This window comes from Amycolatopsis plumensis (assembly GCF_042652605.1).
Taxonomy (GTDB): Bacteria; Actinomycetota; Actinomycetes; order Mycobacteriales; family Pseudonocardiaceae; genus Amycolatopsis; species Amycolatopsis plumensis.
The window spans coordinates 7,994,102-8,007,948 of record NZ_JBHSJY010000001.1; the positions used below are offsets into that span (position 1 = coordinate 7,994,102).

At 72.9% G+C, this 13,847-nt stretch carries 12 protein-coding genes and 1 pseudogene; 5 read left to right on the forward strand and 8 right to left on the reverse strand.

The features are described 5' to 3' along the window. Nucleotides 1-171 precede the first annotated feature (171 nt). Together ACFPLC_RS38600 and ACFPLC_RS38605 are read right to left on the reverse strand one after the other, a co-directional pair. Nucleotides 172-1,428 (reverse strand): IS4 family transposase, encoded by a 1,257-nt coding sequence (locus ACFPLC_RS38600; protein ID WP_378235794.1) that lies wholly within the window; start codon nucleotides 1,426-1,428, stop codon nucleotides 172-174. A 115-nt stretch (nucleotides 1,429-1,543) separates the two neighbouring features. Continuing rightward, the gene (locus ACFPLC_RS38605; protein WP_446681658.1) at nucleotides 1,544-2,800 is read right to left on the reverse strand and encodes a YncE family protein; all 1,257 of its coding nucleotides are present in this window, start codon (nucleotides 2,798-2,800) and stop codon (nucleotides 1,544-1,546) included. 177 nt (nucleotides 2,801-2,977) lie between these two features. Here ACFPLC_RS38605 and ACFPLC_RS38610 point away from each other — a divergent pair, with 177 nt between their 5' ends. Continuing rightward, nucleotides 2,978-4,096 (forward strand): helix-turn-helix domain-containing protein, encoded by a 1,119-nt coding sequence (locus ACFPLC_RS38610; protein ID WP_378206878.1) that lies wholly within the window; start codon nucleotides 2,978-2,980, stop codon nucleotides 4,094-4,096. Nucleotides 4,097-4,106: 10 nt separating this feature from the next. Beyond that, on the forward strand, nucleotides 4,107-4,556 hold the full coding sequence (locus ACFPLC_RS38615; protein ID WP_378206881.1) for an HIT family protein: 450 nt from the start codon (nucleotides 4,107-4,109) through the stop codon (nucleotides 4,554-4,556). Here the strand turns inward: ACFPLC_RS38615 and ACFPLC_RS38620 are convergent. Beyond that, nucleotides 4,553-4,762 (reverse strand): hypervirulence associated TUDOR domain-containing protein, encoded by a 210-nt coding sequence (locus tag ACFPLC_RS38620; protein WP_191309165.1) that lies wholly within the window; start codon nucleotides 4,760-4,762, stop codon nucleotides 4,553-4,555. The genes ACFPLC_RS38615 and ACFPLC_RS38620 overlap by 4 nt on opposite strands. Nucleotides 4,763-4,926: 164 nt before the next feature. Here ACFPLC_RS38620 and ACFPLC_RS38625 point away from each other — a divergent pair. Further along, nucleotides 4,927-5,187 (forward strand): annotated as a pseudogene (locus ACFPLC_RS38625) (class I SAM-dependent methyltransferase); the annotation flags it as partial. Nucleotides 5,188-5,574: 387 nt separating this feature from the next. Beyond that, nucleotides 5,575-5,895 (forward strand): DUF3140 domain-containing protein, encoded by a 321-nt coding sequence (locus ACFPLC_RS38630; RefSeq protein WP_378206978.1) that lies wholly within the window; start codon nucleotides 5,575-5,577, stop codon nucleotides 5,893-5,895. Here the strand turns inward: ACFPLC_RS38630 and ACFPLC_RS38635 are convergent. Genes ACFPLC_RS38635 through ACFPLC_RS38650 form a run of 4 tightly spaced genes read right to left on the reverse strand, consistent with a single transcriptional unit; the run spans nucleotide 5,864 to nucleotide 12,368 of the window. Further along, on the reverse strand, nucleotides 5,864-7,087 hold the full coding sequence (locus ACFPLC_RS38635; protein ID WP_378206884.1) for an FAD-dependent monooxygenase: 1,224 nt from the start codon (nucleotides 7,085-7,087) through the stop codon (nucleotides 5,864-5,866). The two genes, ACFPLC_RS38630 and ACFPLC_RS38635, sit on opposite strands and share 32 nt — an antisense overlap. 31 nt (nucleotides 7,088-7,118) lie before the next feature. Continuing rightward, a complete protein-coding gene (locus tag ACFPLC_RS38640) occupies nucleotides 7,119-10,118 on the reverse strand; it encodes an ATP-binding protein (RefSeq protein WP_378206887.1) in 3,000 nt (999 codons plus the stop codon). Between the two features lie 55 nt (nucleotides 10,119-10,173). Then, nucleotides 10,174-11,244: a winged helix DNA-binding domain-containing protein gene (locus tag ACFPLC_RS38645; protein ID WP_378206890.1), complete on the reverse strand. Its 1,071-nt coding sequence runs from the start codon at nucleotides 11,242-11,244 to the stop codon at nucleotides 10,174-10,176. After that, on the reverse strand, nucleotides 11,241-12,368 hold the full coding sequence (locus tag ACFPLC_RS38650; protein WP_378206893.1) for an epoxide hydrolase family protein: 1,128 nt from the start codon (nucleotides 12,366-12,368) through the stop codon (nucleotides 11,241-11,243). Before ACFPLC_RS38650 ends, ACFPLC_RS38645 begins: the two co-directional genes overlap by 4 nt. A 62-nt stretch (nucleotides 12,369-12,430) precedes the next feature. On the opposite strand from ACFPLC_RS38650, the gene ACFPLC_RS38655 reads away from it, so the two are divergent. Then, nucleotides 12,431-13,399: a helix-turn-helix transcriptional regulator gene (locus ACFPLC_RS38655; RefSeq protein WP_378206896.1), complete on the forward strand. Its 969-nt coding sequence runs from the start codon at nucleotides 12,431-12,433 to the stop codon at nucleotides 13,397-13,399. Here ACFPLC_RS38655 and ACFPLC_RS38660 read toward each other — a convergent pair. After that, on the reverse strand, nucleotides 13,368-13,847 hold the full coding sequence (locus ACFPLC_RS38660) for an SRPBCC family protein (RefSeq protein ID WP_378206899.1): 480 nt from the start codon (nucleotides 13,845-13,847) through the stop codon (nucleotides 13,368-13,370). The two genes, ACFPLC_RS38655 and ACFPLC_RS38660, sit on opposite strands and share 32 nt — an antisense overlap.

Genomic DNA, 13,847 nt, shown 5'->3' on the forward strand with positions numbered 1-13,847 from the left:
AGGGTGATGGTGGCGGGTCCGTTGTGGTGGGTGCCGGTGTCGGTGGGTTTCTTAATCCGGTATGCGGTGTGGCGGGCTCGTTTGACCACGCGTGGGTAGGTTCTGTGCCGGCGTTGCGGGTTGAGGTGACGGCGGGTGGTGATGGCGGTGGTGAGTGTTCTGGTCTGCTGGTTAGGGGGAAAAGGCCGCCGGGCCGGAGGTGGTCTGGCGGCGAACGAGGCGGACGGTGCGCAGGAATTTGACCCGGTCGGGGTCGATGTCGGCTTCGGTGGCGGCTCGGCAGATCAGTGTGCTGATGGCGTAGTGGGTGAGCAGGTAGCCGTAGATTTCCTGGCGGATCATGTCCGGGCTTTTCGATCGCAGGACCCGGCCGGGGCCGCGGAGGTGGGTTTTGAGCTGGTCGTTGCCGGTCTCGTGCTCCCAGCGCTGGTGGTAGGCCTGGGCGAGTATCTCGGCCGGGGCGTCGGCGGGATCGCCGATGGTGGTGATCACGCGGATCACCTCGTCCGGGTCGGGTCCGCGGTCGGGCACGGTGTACTCGATCACGCGCACCACGGTCGCCTCGGCGGGGTCGAGGTCACCGCCGTCGCGGGCGGTCTGCAGGATCTCGGCGCGGCGGGTGGTGCTGCGCACGGTCTTGTTGATCAGTACCGACAGGTAGGATCCGTCGTCCAGATCCATCAGCTTCGGGGTCTTCACCGTGGCGGGCAGCCGCCAGAGCAGGGCCGCGCCGGTGGCGGCCGCCTTGCTCCAGTCCTGGTAGCTGTAGAAACCGGAATCGGCGATCAGCAGCCAGTCCTCGGCCAGTGCGGGCCAGAGCCGGCGGGCCAGGGTCTGTTCGCCCTGGCGCTTCCCGCCGGTCCCGCGCCCGCCGATCCGGGTGGCCACGACTGCGTGGGAGGCGCACTCGGCGATGGTCAGTACCCGAACCTTTGCAAACGCGGATGCTTTCTCGCCGGTGCCGCCGGAATACCCGAACTCGGCGACGTTGGCGTCGGTGTCGGGGGCGTCCCACTCGAATCCGTCGATGCTCATCAGCCGCCATGGCCCCAGAAACGCGCCCTGGGTCAGCTCATCGGCTACCGGGACCGCGACCGTGTCGAACACCTCCGCCAGCGGCTCGGCGCCCAGCCGCTGGCGGGCCTGGGTGATCCCGCCTGTGGTGGGAATGTCCCAGCCCGGATCCCAGCATCCCCACGAGGCCAGCGTGCCGGCGAGGCGGGTCATGACCTCTTCGTAATCGTCGTCGGCGAACAACGACAGCGCCATCGCGTAGTACACCATCACGTGCGGGGGCAGTTTCCCGCCGGAGCGCTTCGCGCCCCGGCGGGTCACCGCGATCGCAGTGTCCACCGCGTCCCGTGGCACCGCCGTGGCCAGCACCCCCACCGACATCGAGTCCGCCCACCCGCCACCAATCCCGCTCACGGCAGCGACACTAACCAGCCAACCGACACCGCCAGAAGCACCACACCGACCAGCACAACATCAACTTAAGCTAAGCGGCATTGGGTTAGAACCCGCCTTACCACTCACGACCGGGTCAGGCGGACGGGCCGGTCCAGCCATCGGGCACGTGGCCGATGCGGACCCGCTGGGGGTGGTCGCCGACCGGTACCGAGACGAGCTTCTGCCCGGTCGCGAAGTCGATGGCGGTGACCTGGTCCGCGCCGGCCTCGGAAATCACGCAGGCCTTGCCGTCGCCGCTCACCGTCGCCCAGTACGGCTTCACCGCGGGCACCAGCGTGCCCTGCTGCAGGGACGCGCGGTCGACGACCGTCGCGTAGTCGTCCATGGTCCCGGCGATGCAGAGCTTGGTGCCCGCCGGGTTCATCGACATGCCGTGGTGGCGCGAGTCGTTGACGAAGGTCTTGCGGTCGTCGCTGGTGGCCGGGTTCTTGGGCAGTTCCTTGATCCGCGTGATCTTGTCGGTGGCGACGTCGTACTCGGCGAAACCGTTGAAGAACGACACCTGGAAGTACAGCTTGGACTCGTCCGGGGTGAAGGCGACCGGGCGCACGGCGTCCGAGAGGTCGCTGCGGCCGAAGGCGTCGAGGCGCTGGCGCATGTCGATCACCTTGACCTGGCGGAAGGTCGCCGCGTCGACCACGGTGATCCGCCGGTCCCCCTTGGTGAAGTCCCAGCCCGGGTCGTCGAGGTCGGTGTTGACCTCGCCGATCGACATGTTCCACAGGTACCGGCCGCCGTCGGTGAACACGTTCTCGTGCGGCTTGTCGCCGGTGCTGAAGGAGCCCACCTGCTGGCCGGTGACGATGTCCAGCACGTGCACGGTGTTCGACGTCGAAGCGGAGACGGCGACGCGGCGGCCGTCGGGCGAGACCGCCATGTGGTCGGAGCGGAAACCCGACACCGGGAAGCGCCAGTTGATCCGGCCGGTCGTCAGATTGATCGAGACGACGTCGGCGAAGCTCGGCCGCGACGCCACCACCGAACCGCCGTCCGGCGTGGTGTACATGTCGTCGACGAACTGGTCGTGCCCCTCGCCCGGCCCGTTGCGGATGCCGAGGAAGAAGGCCAGCTTGATCGGGTTGAGGTAGATCTCCGCGAGCCGCTGGTCCTTGTCGGGGATGATGTTCACCCGGCCGATCTTGGCGAACGAGCCGCGGGACTGGATGACGTCGGCCGTGCCTTCCCAGTTGTTGCCGACGAACATCACCTCCCGCAGGGCCGCCGCGGCGCCGGTCGCCGGCACCGCGGCGCCGGTCGCCAGGAGGGCGACGGACGCGGTGAGCAAGGCCAGGCGGGAGAGGTACGACCGTTTCCGACGGGAACTGCGCACGGGGAACACCTTTCGGCAGTGAAGAGGTGCGGTGACCTTCGGTCGATGGATTTCGCGGAGGAACGGGGTTACTGTCCGGTATTGTCACGATAACCGGCCACCGGAGCCGCTCCGGTAGGGCCGCTCGCCCAACATCGCGGACGCGGTGTTGTGGCCCTGCCACAACGGGAGGGTGCCGTGCCGGCCTCACCGCTGCTGCGGCAGGTGCTGGACGCGATGGCCGCGGACGACGCCGTCGTCGACGAGCTGGTGAAGGCGGCGCGCAGCCAGTCGCCCGAGGTCGCGCGGCTGCCCGAAGCCGAGAACCGGCGGCACGTCCGGTTCCTGCTCTCCGCCGCGTTGCGCGCCACGACGAACCCCGACACCACGGACTACACCACCGCCGAGGCGCTGGGCGCCGACCGGGCCGCGCAGGGTGTCCCGCTCGCCGACCTGCTGCGCGGGGTCCAGGCCGGCCGCACCCTCGCGGCCCGCTTCGCCGTCGAACGCGCGCGGGCCGCGGGGCTGGCCGACGACGTCATCCTCGAAACCATCCTCGAAGCCGAGCGGTACACCGGCGCGCTCGAGCGGCACATCGTCAAGGGCTACCACGCGGCCGAGCTGCAGCTGTCGCGGACGGTGCGCGACGCGCGGACGCAGCTCCTGCGCACCCTGCTGCTCGGCGGCGACTCGCCCACGCCGGAGGAGCTCCGGCAGGCCGGGCTGCGTCCCGAAGGCCGGTACTCGTGCGTGGTGTCCGACGTCAGCGACCCGGCGCGGGCGCGCACGCTCGAACAGGCGCTGCTGGAGTTCGGCGGGGTGTACGGGCTGGTCGAGGGCCGGCTCACCGGCCTGGCGGCCCGCCCGCCGGCCGGGGTCGCGCTCGCCGACGGCGTCCGGCTGGTCGTCGCGCCCCCGGCGGCACTGGCCGAGCTGCGCGAGGTGCACCGCCTCGGCACGGCGGCGGCCCGGATCGCCGGGCCCGGCTGCCACGACCTCACCGAGCTGGCGGGCGAAATCGCGTTGACGGCCCAGCCGCTGCTGGCGCGCCTGCTCACCGCCGGCCTGCTCGGCGCGCTCGACCCGGGCAACACGTTCCACCGCGAGCTGGCCGCGACGGCGCTGGCCTACCTCGACCACGGCCAGCGGCTCCGCCCCACGGCCGAGGCACTGCACCTGCACCCCAACACCGTCCGTTACCGCCTCGACCGGCTGGCCGAGCTCACGCCGGTCGCCCTGACGGAGAACAGCAGCGGCCGCGTGCTCGATGCGGTGCGGACGTGGTGGGCCCTGCACCAGTGGCTCGGAGGCCGATAAAGTCACCCGCATGGCTGAGCTGCGCCGGATGCCGGCGACCACCTCGACCGGAGAATGCGTTTTCTGCGCGATCGGCAGCGGCCGGGCGCCCGCGGCTTTCGTGCACGAGGACGACGACTTCGTGGCGGTCGCCGACCTGCGCCCGGTGACCACCGGACACCTGCTGGTGCTGCCGCGGACCCACCACGCGGACCTGGCCTCGCTGCCGGCCGGGGCGGGCGCGCGGATGTTCACCATCGCCCAGGAGCTGGCGGCGGCGTTGCGGCGCACGGACCTGCGCTGCGAGGCGATCAACCTGTTCCTGGCCGACGGGAAGGCCGCGGGCCAGGAGATCCCCCACGTCCACCTGCACGTAATCCCCCGGTTCGCCGGCGACGGGTTCGTGATGCGGGCGGACTGGCGGGTGCGATCGCGCGAGGAGCTGACGGAGGTCGCGGAGAAGGTCCGCGCGGCGCGTTAGGCCTTGTGCAGCTTGTCCGGGTGGTGCACGGCGGTCTTCCCGGACTTCTCGCTCTTGACCAGGTACTGGGGGTTGTCGGGCGACGCTTTGACGTCCCGCTTGCCGGCGTGGGTGTCCTGGGTGATCTTCTCCTCGACCGTGCCGACCGAGCTCTGGTTGCCCGCGTCCCACCGGACGCGGTCACCCTTCTTGAATTCTTGGGTCATGACCTGCGGGTACCCCGGATCCGCCCGCTCACCACTACGGTGACCGGGTGGACCCGAACGAGCGGCTGTCGTTCGGCGCGGAGGCGGCCGCCTACGCCGCGCACCGCCCGGACTACGCGGCCACCGCGGTGCGCTGGGCACTCGGCCCCGCGCCCGGCCCGCGGGTGCTCGACCTCGGCGCCGGAACCGGCAAGCTCACCGCCACGCTGGTGGAGCTCGGGTTCGGCGTGACCGCGGTCGAGCCCGACCCGGCGATGCTGGCCGAGCTGCGCCGGTCGCTGCCGCACGTGCGTGCCCGGCCGGGCAGCGCCGAGGCGATCCCGCTGCCGGACGCGTCCGTCGACGCGGTCCTGGCCGGCAACGCCCTGCACTGGTTCGACCCGGCCGTCGCGGGCCCCGAGATCGCCCGGGTCCTGGCTCCCGGCGGCGTCCTGGCCGGGCTGTGGAACGTCGTGGACGACCGGGTCGGCTGGGTGACCGGGCTGGCGCGGGTCGCCGGGCCCGCGGTGATCGGGCCGCGGGACACGCCCGGCGGCTGGCGTGCCGTGACAAGGGGGATCCTGCGCGGGACGGCCTGGTTCGGTCCGCCGGAGCGGGCGGAGTTCCCCCACGGGCAGCGCCGCACCGCCGATTCCCTGGTGGCGACCCTCGGCACGCGGGCCGGGATGCTGGTCATGCCACCGCGGGAACGAGCGGACACACTCGGCCGCATCCGGGCTTTCCTGGCGCAGGAACCGGAAACCGCGGACGGCGAATTCACCCTTCCGATGCTGACCTGCGTGCTGCGCGCCCGGCGCGGGTACCCGTCCCGGATGGACGACGAGGAAACGCGCCGCGAGTTCGGCACCAGCGTCAACATGACCGCCAAGCAGCTCGAAGACTGGCTGGGGAGCGACGAGTCGAAAGCCGCCGGGCAGCACAAGGACAGCGAGTCGATCGGGCACAAGTCCGGCCGGCGCATCGTCGAGATCCTGCGGAAGAAGAAGGACGACCTGAGCGAGGACGACCTGGCGCACATGCGGAAGGTGGTCGGGTACGTCCACCGCCACCTGGCCCAGCGCCCGTCCGGGGACGTCGAGGACACCACCTGGCGGCACTCGCTCATGAACTGGGGCCACGATCCGCTGAAGTAGCGGCGTAATCCTTCAGTTCCAAGGCGTTCGCCGCTTCCCGGATGGGGCGGGCCATCTGCTCGAGGACGCGGTTGCGGCCCGGCAGGTGCGGCATCAGCTTGATCATCCGGGTGTTGAACCACGCGAACGCCCGGGACTGCGGGATGATGCCGCGCAACGCCGTCTTCGCCAGCGCCTGGTTCTTCTCCACGAACGGCCGCATCGCGGCTTCGTACCGGGGCAGTGCCTGCGAAAAGTCCGAAGCCAGCTCGCCCGCCAAGACGTACGCGCCCGCCAGGGCCAGGCTTGTGCCCTGGCCCGACGCCGGGGACGGGCAGTAGCCCGCGTCGCCCAGCAGGGTCACGCGGCCGGTCGACCAGCGGTCCATGACGATCTGGCACACCGGGTCGAAGTAGAAGTCGTCCGCCGCGCGCATCGCCTCCAGCAGCGCCGGGATCTGCCAGCCCAGGCCGGCGAACCGGTCGGCCACCAGTTCCTTCTGGCTGTCGACGTCGCGCCGGTCGTAGGTCAGCGGAGGTGCGGTGAACCAGAACGCCGCCTTCGCGTCGGCCGCCCGCGCGGTGCTGTAGACGTTGACCATCTTGCCCGGCGCCGCCGAGTGCAGCAGTTCCCAGCGGTCCAGCTCGAAGCGGTTGGGCACCGTCGAGATCGAGATGTAGGCGTCGAACCGGCGCAGGTGGTCCTCTTCCGGGCCGAACGCCAGCGCACGGACGCCGGAGTGCAGGCCGTCGGCGCCCACCACCAGGTCGAAGCGGCGGGGCGCGCCGTGGGCGAACGTCACCTCGACGCCGTCCGGTCGCTCGTCGAGCCCGGTGATCCAGTCGCCGAAGAGGTACTCGGTGTCCGATCGCGTGGCGTCGTAGAGGATCCGGGCCAGGTCGCCGCGCAGGATCTCGGTGTCGTCGCCGTGGCGGAAGCCGAACGTGTCCGCGTCGAGGGTGGCGACTTCCTTGCCGCGCTTGTTCACGAAGGCCGCGCCGCGCATGTCGGTGCTCGCCGCGTGCACCTGCTCCAGCAGGCCCATCCGGCGGACGACGTCGACCGCGACGCCGCGGATGTCGACCTTGTAGCCGCCTTCGCGCAGGCTGGGGGCGCGCTCGACGACGGTGGTCCGGAAGCCGTGGTGGTGCAGCCACCAGGCGAGGGCGGGGCCGGCGACGCTGGCGCCGGAGATCAGGATGTGCTTCGTCATGCCCCGAAGGATCGGCGCGGCCGCTGACCGCTCACGAACCGAGCGCGAACCGCCGCTGACCGGCCTCCTCGACGGCCTGCTCCGGGGGCATTTCCCGGCCGCGGTCGAACGCCTCGGCGTAAGCCGCGGCGCCGAGGCGCGCGCGGACGCGGTCCGCCACGCCGTCGACGTCGGCGTCCCCGGTGACCGGCACGCCGCGCAGCCCGACCGCCACGCCGAGCAGGAACGCGGCCCGCTCGTCCTCGTCCCGTCCGGCCAGCACCCCGGCCAGTCCTTCGATCGCCTGGGCCGCCCCGGGCAGGTTCGCGTGCTCCAGCGCCGTGGCCAGCGCTTCCTGGTGCAGCTCGGTGGCTTCGTCGAGCCGGCCCTCGGCGGCCGCCGTCCAGCCGAAGCCGGTGTGGACGCGGATGCGGGTCTCGCCGCCGGTCACCGGGTCGGCGGCCAGGGCGAGCGCCGAGGTGTACCAGCGCCGGGCCGTGGCCAAGTCGCCCGTGCGCCGCGCGATCTCGCCGAGCCCACCGCGGGCCCGGGCCAGCGTCACCGGTGTTCCCGCGGCACGCGCCTGCTCGGCGGCCGCTTCGTAGTCGGCCTTCGCGGCGTCGGCGTCGCCCTGCCGCAGGACGCCGTCGGCGCGGCGGCACAGCAGGTCGGCGGCGTCTTCGGCCGCGCCGAGCTCGCCGGCCAGCCGGACGGACTCGTCCATCAGCTCGCGGAACCGCGCGTGGTCGCCCCGCCAGTCCGCGAACTCCGCGAGCTTCTCCAGCGCGCTCGCCTCGCCCCAGCGGTCACCCAAGGTGCGGAAGGCGGCCAGTGCCGCCGAAAAGTGCCCTTCGGCTTCGGCGATCCGACCGCGGTACTGGGCGCCGAGGCCGTCGCCGATCCCCGCGAACGCCCGGGACCACGCGTCCGGGCCGATCAGCGCGGCCAGCCGCTCGCCGTCTTCGGCCTTGGTGCGCGGGGAAAACGCCCAGAGCAGGAAGAGGTACGGGTACTCGAGCGGCCCGTCGAGCTCCCGCAGGATCGGCTCGATCGCGACGTCGGTGTCCGACGCCTGGATCACGCACAGGACGAATTCCTCGGCCAGGCCCGGCGGCGGTTCGGGGCCGACGGCGGCGAGCACGGCGTCCGCGATCGGCGTCGCCTCGCTGCGCAGGCCGCGCAGCCACCAGTACCACGAGAGCGCGGCGATGAGCCGCAGCGCGGTTTCCGGTTCCGCGGTGGCGCTCCAGCGCAGGGCCGCGTGCAGGTCGGCGTGTTCGGCGGTCAGCTCGGCCAGCGCCGTCAGCTGGTCCGCGCCGCGCAGTTTCGGTTCGCGGGCGCGCGCGAAGTCCAGGAAGTACCGCGCGTGCGCCGCACGCCGGTCTTCGCCCTGCTCGGCACAGAACGCGCGGATCGTCTCCAGCATCCGGTACCTGGTTCCGTCGAACTCGATGAACGACTTCTCGACGAGACCGGTGAGCACGGCGTCGGAGACCGCGCAGACGTGCTCGACGGCGGCCGGCCGCGCGCCGCCGGCGAACACCGCGAACCGGCCGGACAGCAGCTGTTCGTCCGCGTCGAGGAGGTCCCAGCTCCACTCGACGACGCCGCGCAGGGTGCGGTGCCGCGGTTCGGCGGTCCGGTCGCCGCGGGACAGCAGGCCGAACCGGTCGCCGAGCCGGGCGGCGACGTCGTCCGCCGACAACGACCGCAGCCGGGCCGCGGCGAGCTCGATGGCCAGCGGGAGGCCGTCGAGGGCGGCGCAGATGCGGGTGACCGCGCCCGGGTCGGGTGCTGCGCCGGGGGCGACGGCGGCGGCCCGGGCGGTGAACAGGCGCGCCGCGGCCTCGGCGGGCAGCGCGCCGACCGGCACCAGGGTTTCGCCGGTCAGGCCGAGTGCTTCACGGCTGGTGGCCAGCACGCGCAGGCCGGCGGCCTCCCCCAGCAGGCGCCGCACCAGCCGCGCGGCTTCGGCGACGACGTGTTCGCAGTTGTCGAGGACCAGCAGCAGCGGCCGGTCGGCGAGCCCGGCGGCCAGGCGGTCGGCCGGGTCCGCGGCCGCGCCCGGCGTCAGGACGCCCTGTTCCCGCAGGCCGAGCGCGGCGAGGACGGCACGCGGGACGTCGGTGGTCGTCGCGAATTCGACGAAACACACTTCGCCCGCCGCCCGGGCCGCGGCTTCGACGGCGAGCCGGGTCTTGCCCGCGCCGCCCGGTCCGGTGAGCGTGACGAGCCGGTGATCGCGCAGGGCCGTGGTGAGCCGGTCGAGTTCGGTGCGGCCGACGAACCCGGTCAGCGGCACCGGCACTCGGCGGGCCGGAGCGGGGGCCGCGGCCCGCAGGACCGCGGCGTGCGCGTCGGCGAGCTCGGCCGAGGGATCGGCGCCGAGTTCGTCGGCGAGGCGTTCCCGCATCCCGGCGAAGACCGCGAGGGCTTCGGCGGACCGGCCGCTGCCGTGCAGCGCCCGCACGAGCTGGGCGGTGAGCCGTTCGCGCAGCGGGTGTTCGCGGGTGAGCTCCCGCAGTTCGGCGACGAGCCGCTCGTGGTGCCCGAGCGCGAGCCCCGCCTCGACGCGGTCCTCGGTCGCGGCCAGCCGCAGCTCCGCGAGCCGGACCGCGCGCGGCGGGTCGGCGAGCCCGTCGAGCGCGGGGCCACGCCAGAGTGCGAGGGCCTCGGTGAACAGCCTGAGCTGCACCGCCGGTTCGGCGGTCTCCCGCGCCTGCGCGGTGAGCCGTTCGAACCGGTGGACGTCGACGTCGGCGGGGTCGACGGCCAGCCGGTAGCCGGCGGGGGTGAATTCGACGAGGCCGTCGGGTGCACCGCCGTCCCGCAAGCGCCGCCGCAGCCGGGAGACCTGGGACTGGAGGGCTTCGGCGGCGCCCTCGGGCGGGTGCTCGCCGTGCAGGCCGTCGATGAGCCGTTCGGCGCTGACGACGCGCCCGGCGTCGAGGGCGAGGAGGGCGAGCAGCCCCCGCAGCTGCGGGCCGCCGAGGGCAACCGGGGTCCCGTCGGGACGGCGGGCTTCGACCGGCCCGAGAATGGCGAATTGCACGCCGCCGATTCTGGCCCACCCCCCGCCCTCGTGAGTGGTAAAGCGGGTTAGAACCCTACTTACCACTCACGAGGGCCACGGCAGACTGCTCGCCCGCGCCGAGGAACTGCAGCAGGCGGGCGCCCTCCGCCTCGATCTCCGCCCGCTCCCCCGCTGTGAGCCGGCCGTGCGGTGTCACCTCCAGGACCGTTCCGGACCGGCGCCAATCCGCGCGGTAGAAGCCGTCCACCAGCAGCGTTCCGCGGGAAGCGCCGTTGCCGGGCGGCAACGGGACCCGCCGGCCGGGCGGGAGGACCCGCGCCCGGTCGGCGTGCGAGAGCAGGACGTTGTCGTACTCCGGCAGGAACCGCGCCGGCGCCGGGGTGTCCGGGTCCGGCAGCACGCCGTCGTCGACGTCGTACAGCACCTCACCGGTCTCCGCGCGGAATGTCCGCAGGCCCATCGGCTCCACGACCTCGCGCAGCTTCGTCAGCCCCGACCACGCCTGGACGTCGGCGATCGTTGCCGGGCCGAACGCCCGCAGGTACCGCCGCACCACGTCCTCGAGGGAGGGACGGCAATCCAGCGGACCGCCGAGCCAGCCGTCCAGGGTGGTCAGCGTGGCCGGGCCGGTCGACCCCCACACGCCGCGAGGTGTCACCTGCGCGGTCGGCACCAGGTAGCTGACCGCGTACGACAGCGCTTCGGCGTCGTGCTCCGGCCACCGCGCGGCCAACGCGTCCTGCAGCTGTCGCCGGGTGCGAGGCCGCTCGTGCAGCAGCACCCGGCCGAAGCGCGCCACCGCGCCCAGGTCGGCGTCGCCGATGCGCCGTCCGAAGTGGCCGGTGTAGCCGTTCGCCACCACGCGCTGGATCAGCGGCCGCAGCACCCGCGCGTCCTCGGCGAGGACCAGGTGGACGGTCCCCCGCATCAGCAGCCCGCGGACGGCCTGGCGACCGGTGAGCAGGGACGCGAGATCCTCCGGCCGGAACCGGGCGAGCCGCGTCCACAACCCGACGTACGGCGCGAGCGGCGCCTGCCCCTGCATCCCGACCAGGTGCCCGAGCATCGCCGGGACCGGCAGCGACGACCGCTCGAGGAGGTGCTGCCGCGCGAGCAGGGCCCGGTTCAGCGCGCGGACGTTCACGGCCGCAGCCCGCGGAAGAACGCGCGGATGTCGGCGACGAGCAGCTCGGGCTCCTCCATCGCCGCGAAGTGGCCGCCCTCGGTGAAGTCCGACCAGTGTGCGATCTTCTCCTCCGGATCCATGATCCGCCGGACCACCGGCGAGGTGTTGAACACCGCCCAGCCCGCCGGGACGTCCGAGGGCGCCAGCCAGCCGTGCGCCGCGTGGGCGGCCTCGTAGAGGAACCGGGCCGCACTCGCGCCGCTGCGGGTGAACCAGTAGAGACTGACGGTGGTCAGCAGCCGGTCGCGATCGATGCCGCCGGCTCCGCTCCACGCTTCGAACTTCTCGGCGATCCAGGCCAGCTGCCCGACCGGGGAGTCGGTGAGCGCGGCGGAGATCGTCTCGGGCTTGTGCGACTGGAGGTCGAGATACCCGCGGCCTGCCTGCCAGTCCGCGCGGGCGGCGTCCAGTTCGGACTGCTCGGCCTCGGAGAGGCCGTCCGGCAGCGGCAGCTGCTCGCCGGCCAGGGCGATCGTGCCGCGGTCGCTGTTGACGTGGGTGCCGATGACGCGGTCCGGGTACACCGCCGCGAGCCGGCCGGTGACCCCGGCACCCAGGTCACCGCCCTGCGCGGCGAACCGGTCGTAACCCAGCCGGGTCATCAGCTCGGCGAACGCGTCGGTCGTGCGCGCCAGCTCCCAGCCGGGGCCGCTCAACGGCGTCGAGAACCCGAACCCGGGCACCGACGGGACGACGACGTGGAAGGCGTCCGGACCCGGCTCGGTCAGCGGGCCGATGACGTCGAGGAATTCGGCGATCGAACTCGGGTAGCCGTGGGTGAGCAGCAGCGGCACCGCGTCGGCCTGCGCCGAGCGGACGTGCAGGAAGTGGAGGGTCTGGCCGTCGATCTCGGTCGTGAACTGCGGGAACGCGTTGAACGCCGCTTCCTGGGCGCGCCAGTCGAAGCCGTCGCGCCAGTACTCGGCCAGCGCCTGGACCTCGGCGGTCGGGATGCCGCGGGACCAGTCGGGTTCGTCGCCGGGCACGGGCACGGCGAACCGGGCGTCGGTGAGCCGCCGGTGCAGGTCGTCGAGCTCGGCCTGCGGGACGTCGATGCGGAAGGGACGGATTTCGTTCGTCATGAGCAGCACGGTATGAGTCATTGCGGAAGCCTTCCTTCCGCGATTCGTGCGATCCTCGAGGAATGTTGCAGACCTCCGCCCGCCTCCTGCGGCTGCTGTCGCTGCTCGAAACGCGGCGTGACTGGACCGGCGCCGACTTGGCCGACCGGCTCGGCGTCACCGCGCGCACCGTCCGGACCGACATCGGCAAGCTGCGCGAGCTCGGCTACCCGGTCGAAGCCGCCCCGGGTGTCCAGGGCGGCTACCGCCTGGGCGCGGGCGCGCAGCTGCCGCCGTTGCTGCTGGACGACGACGAAGCGGTGGCCGTCGCGGTCGGGCTGCGGACGGCGGCGGGCGTGGCCGGCATCGGCGAGACGTCGGTGCGCGCGCTGGCCAAACTGGAGCAGGTGCTGCCGTCCCGGCTGCGGCACCGGGTGCGGGCGCTGCAGGCCGCGACGGTCGCGGTGCCCGGCGCCGGTCCGGCCGTCGACGCGGACGTGCTCACGGCGATCGCGGCGGCGATCCGGGCGAGCGAACGGCTGCGCTTCGACTACACGAGCCACCAGCGCACGCCGAGCCGCCGTGACGTCGAGCCCCACCGGCTGGTCAGCTGGGGGCGCCGCTGGTACCTGGTCGCCTGGGACACCGCCCGCGACGACTGGCGCACCTTCCGCGTCGACCGGATGACGCCGAAGGTGCCGAGCGGCCCGCGCTTCGCCCCGCGCGAGCCGCCGGAAGGCGATGCCGCACAGTTCGTCCAGCGCAGCGCGGGCGCGGCGACCTGGCGGTTCCACGCCCGGGTACGGCTGCACGCCTCGGTGGAGTACGTGCGGGCCCGGCTGCCGATCGCGGTCGACGTGACGCCCGAGGGACCGGAGGTCTGCGTGGCCGAGGTCGGGTCCGATCACGCGCAGATGCTCGGGCTGTACCTGGGCCTGCTCGAGGTGGACTTCGAAGTGCTCGACGCGCCGGAGCTGGCCGAGGCGCTGGCGAAGACGGGCGAGCGGTTCCTGCGCGCGGCTAACGCAGGGAGTCCGCCAGCTCCTGGATGAGCTCCATCTGCTCTCGCGCGCCGACCTCCATGCCGGACTGCAGGATCGTGTCGCGCAGTTCCCTGCTGCCGGTCTCGGTCAGCAGCTCCAGGCGCGCGCGGTCGCCGTCGAGCGCGGTGAAGGTGACGGTGTTCAGCGGGCCGTCCACGTCGTCCGGGTCGACGCCCGGCAGCTCGAACACCTCGGTGTAGACGATCCGCTCGTCGGGCACGATCTCGCGGTACTCGCCATGGAAGCCGACCTCGGCGCCGTCGCCGGTCTTCAGCACGTACCGCCAGCGACCGCCGGGACGCAGGTCCAGCTCGACCTCGGTGGTGGTCCCGCGGTGCCCGCTCCACCAGCGGCTCACCAGCTCCGGGGTGGTCCACACCCGGTAGACCAGGTGTCTCGGCGCGTCGAACTCGCGCGTGATGAGGATCCGGTCGTCGGCGGGGGTGGTGATCTCCAC

Bases quoted from the DNA above. Each gene is read 5' to 3' on its own strand.
- ACFPLC_RS38615 (WP_378206881.1), top strand. From the start codon at position 4,107: ATGGCTGAGCTGCGCCGGATGCCGGCGACCACCTCGACCGGAGAATGC.
- ACFPLC_RS38620 (WP_191309165.1), bottom strand. From the start codon at position 4,762: ATGACCCAAGAATTCAAGAAGGGTGACCGCGTCCGGTGGGACGCGGGC.
- ACFPLC_RS38630 (WP_378206978.1), top strand. From the start codon at position 5,575: ATGGACGACGAGGAAACGCGCCGCGAGTTCGGCACCAGCGTCAACATG.
- ACFPLC_RS38635 (WP_378206884.1), bottom strand. From the start codon at position 7,087: ATGACGAAGCACATCCTGATCTCCGGCGCCAGCGTCGCCGGCCCCGCC.
- ACFPLC_RS38650 (WP_378206893.1), bottom strand. From the start codon at position 12,368: ATGACGAACGAAATCCGTCCCTTCCGCATCGACGTCCCGCAGGCCGAG.
- ACFPLC_RS38655 (WP_378206896.1), top strand. From the start codon at position 12,431: ATGTTGCAGACCTCCGCCCGCCTCCTGCGGCTGCTGTCGCTGCTCGAA.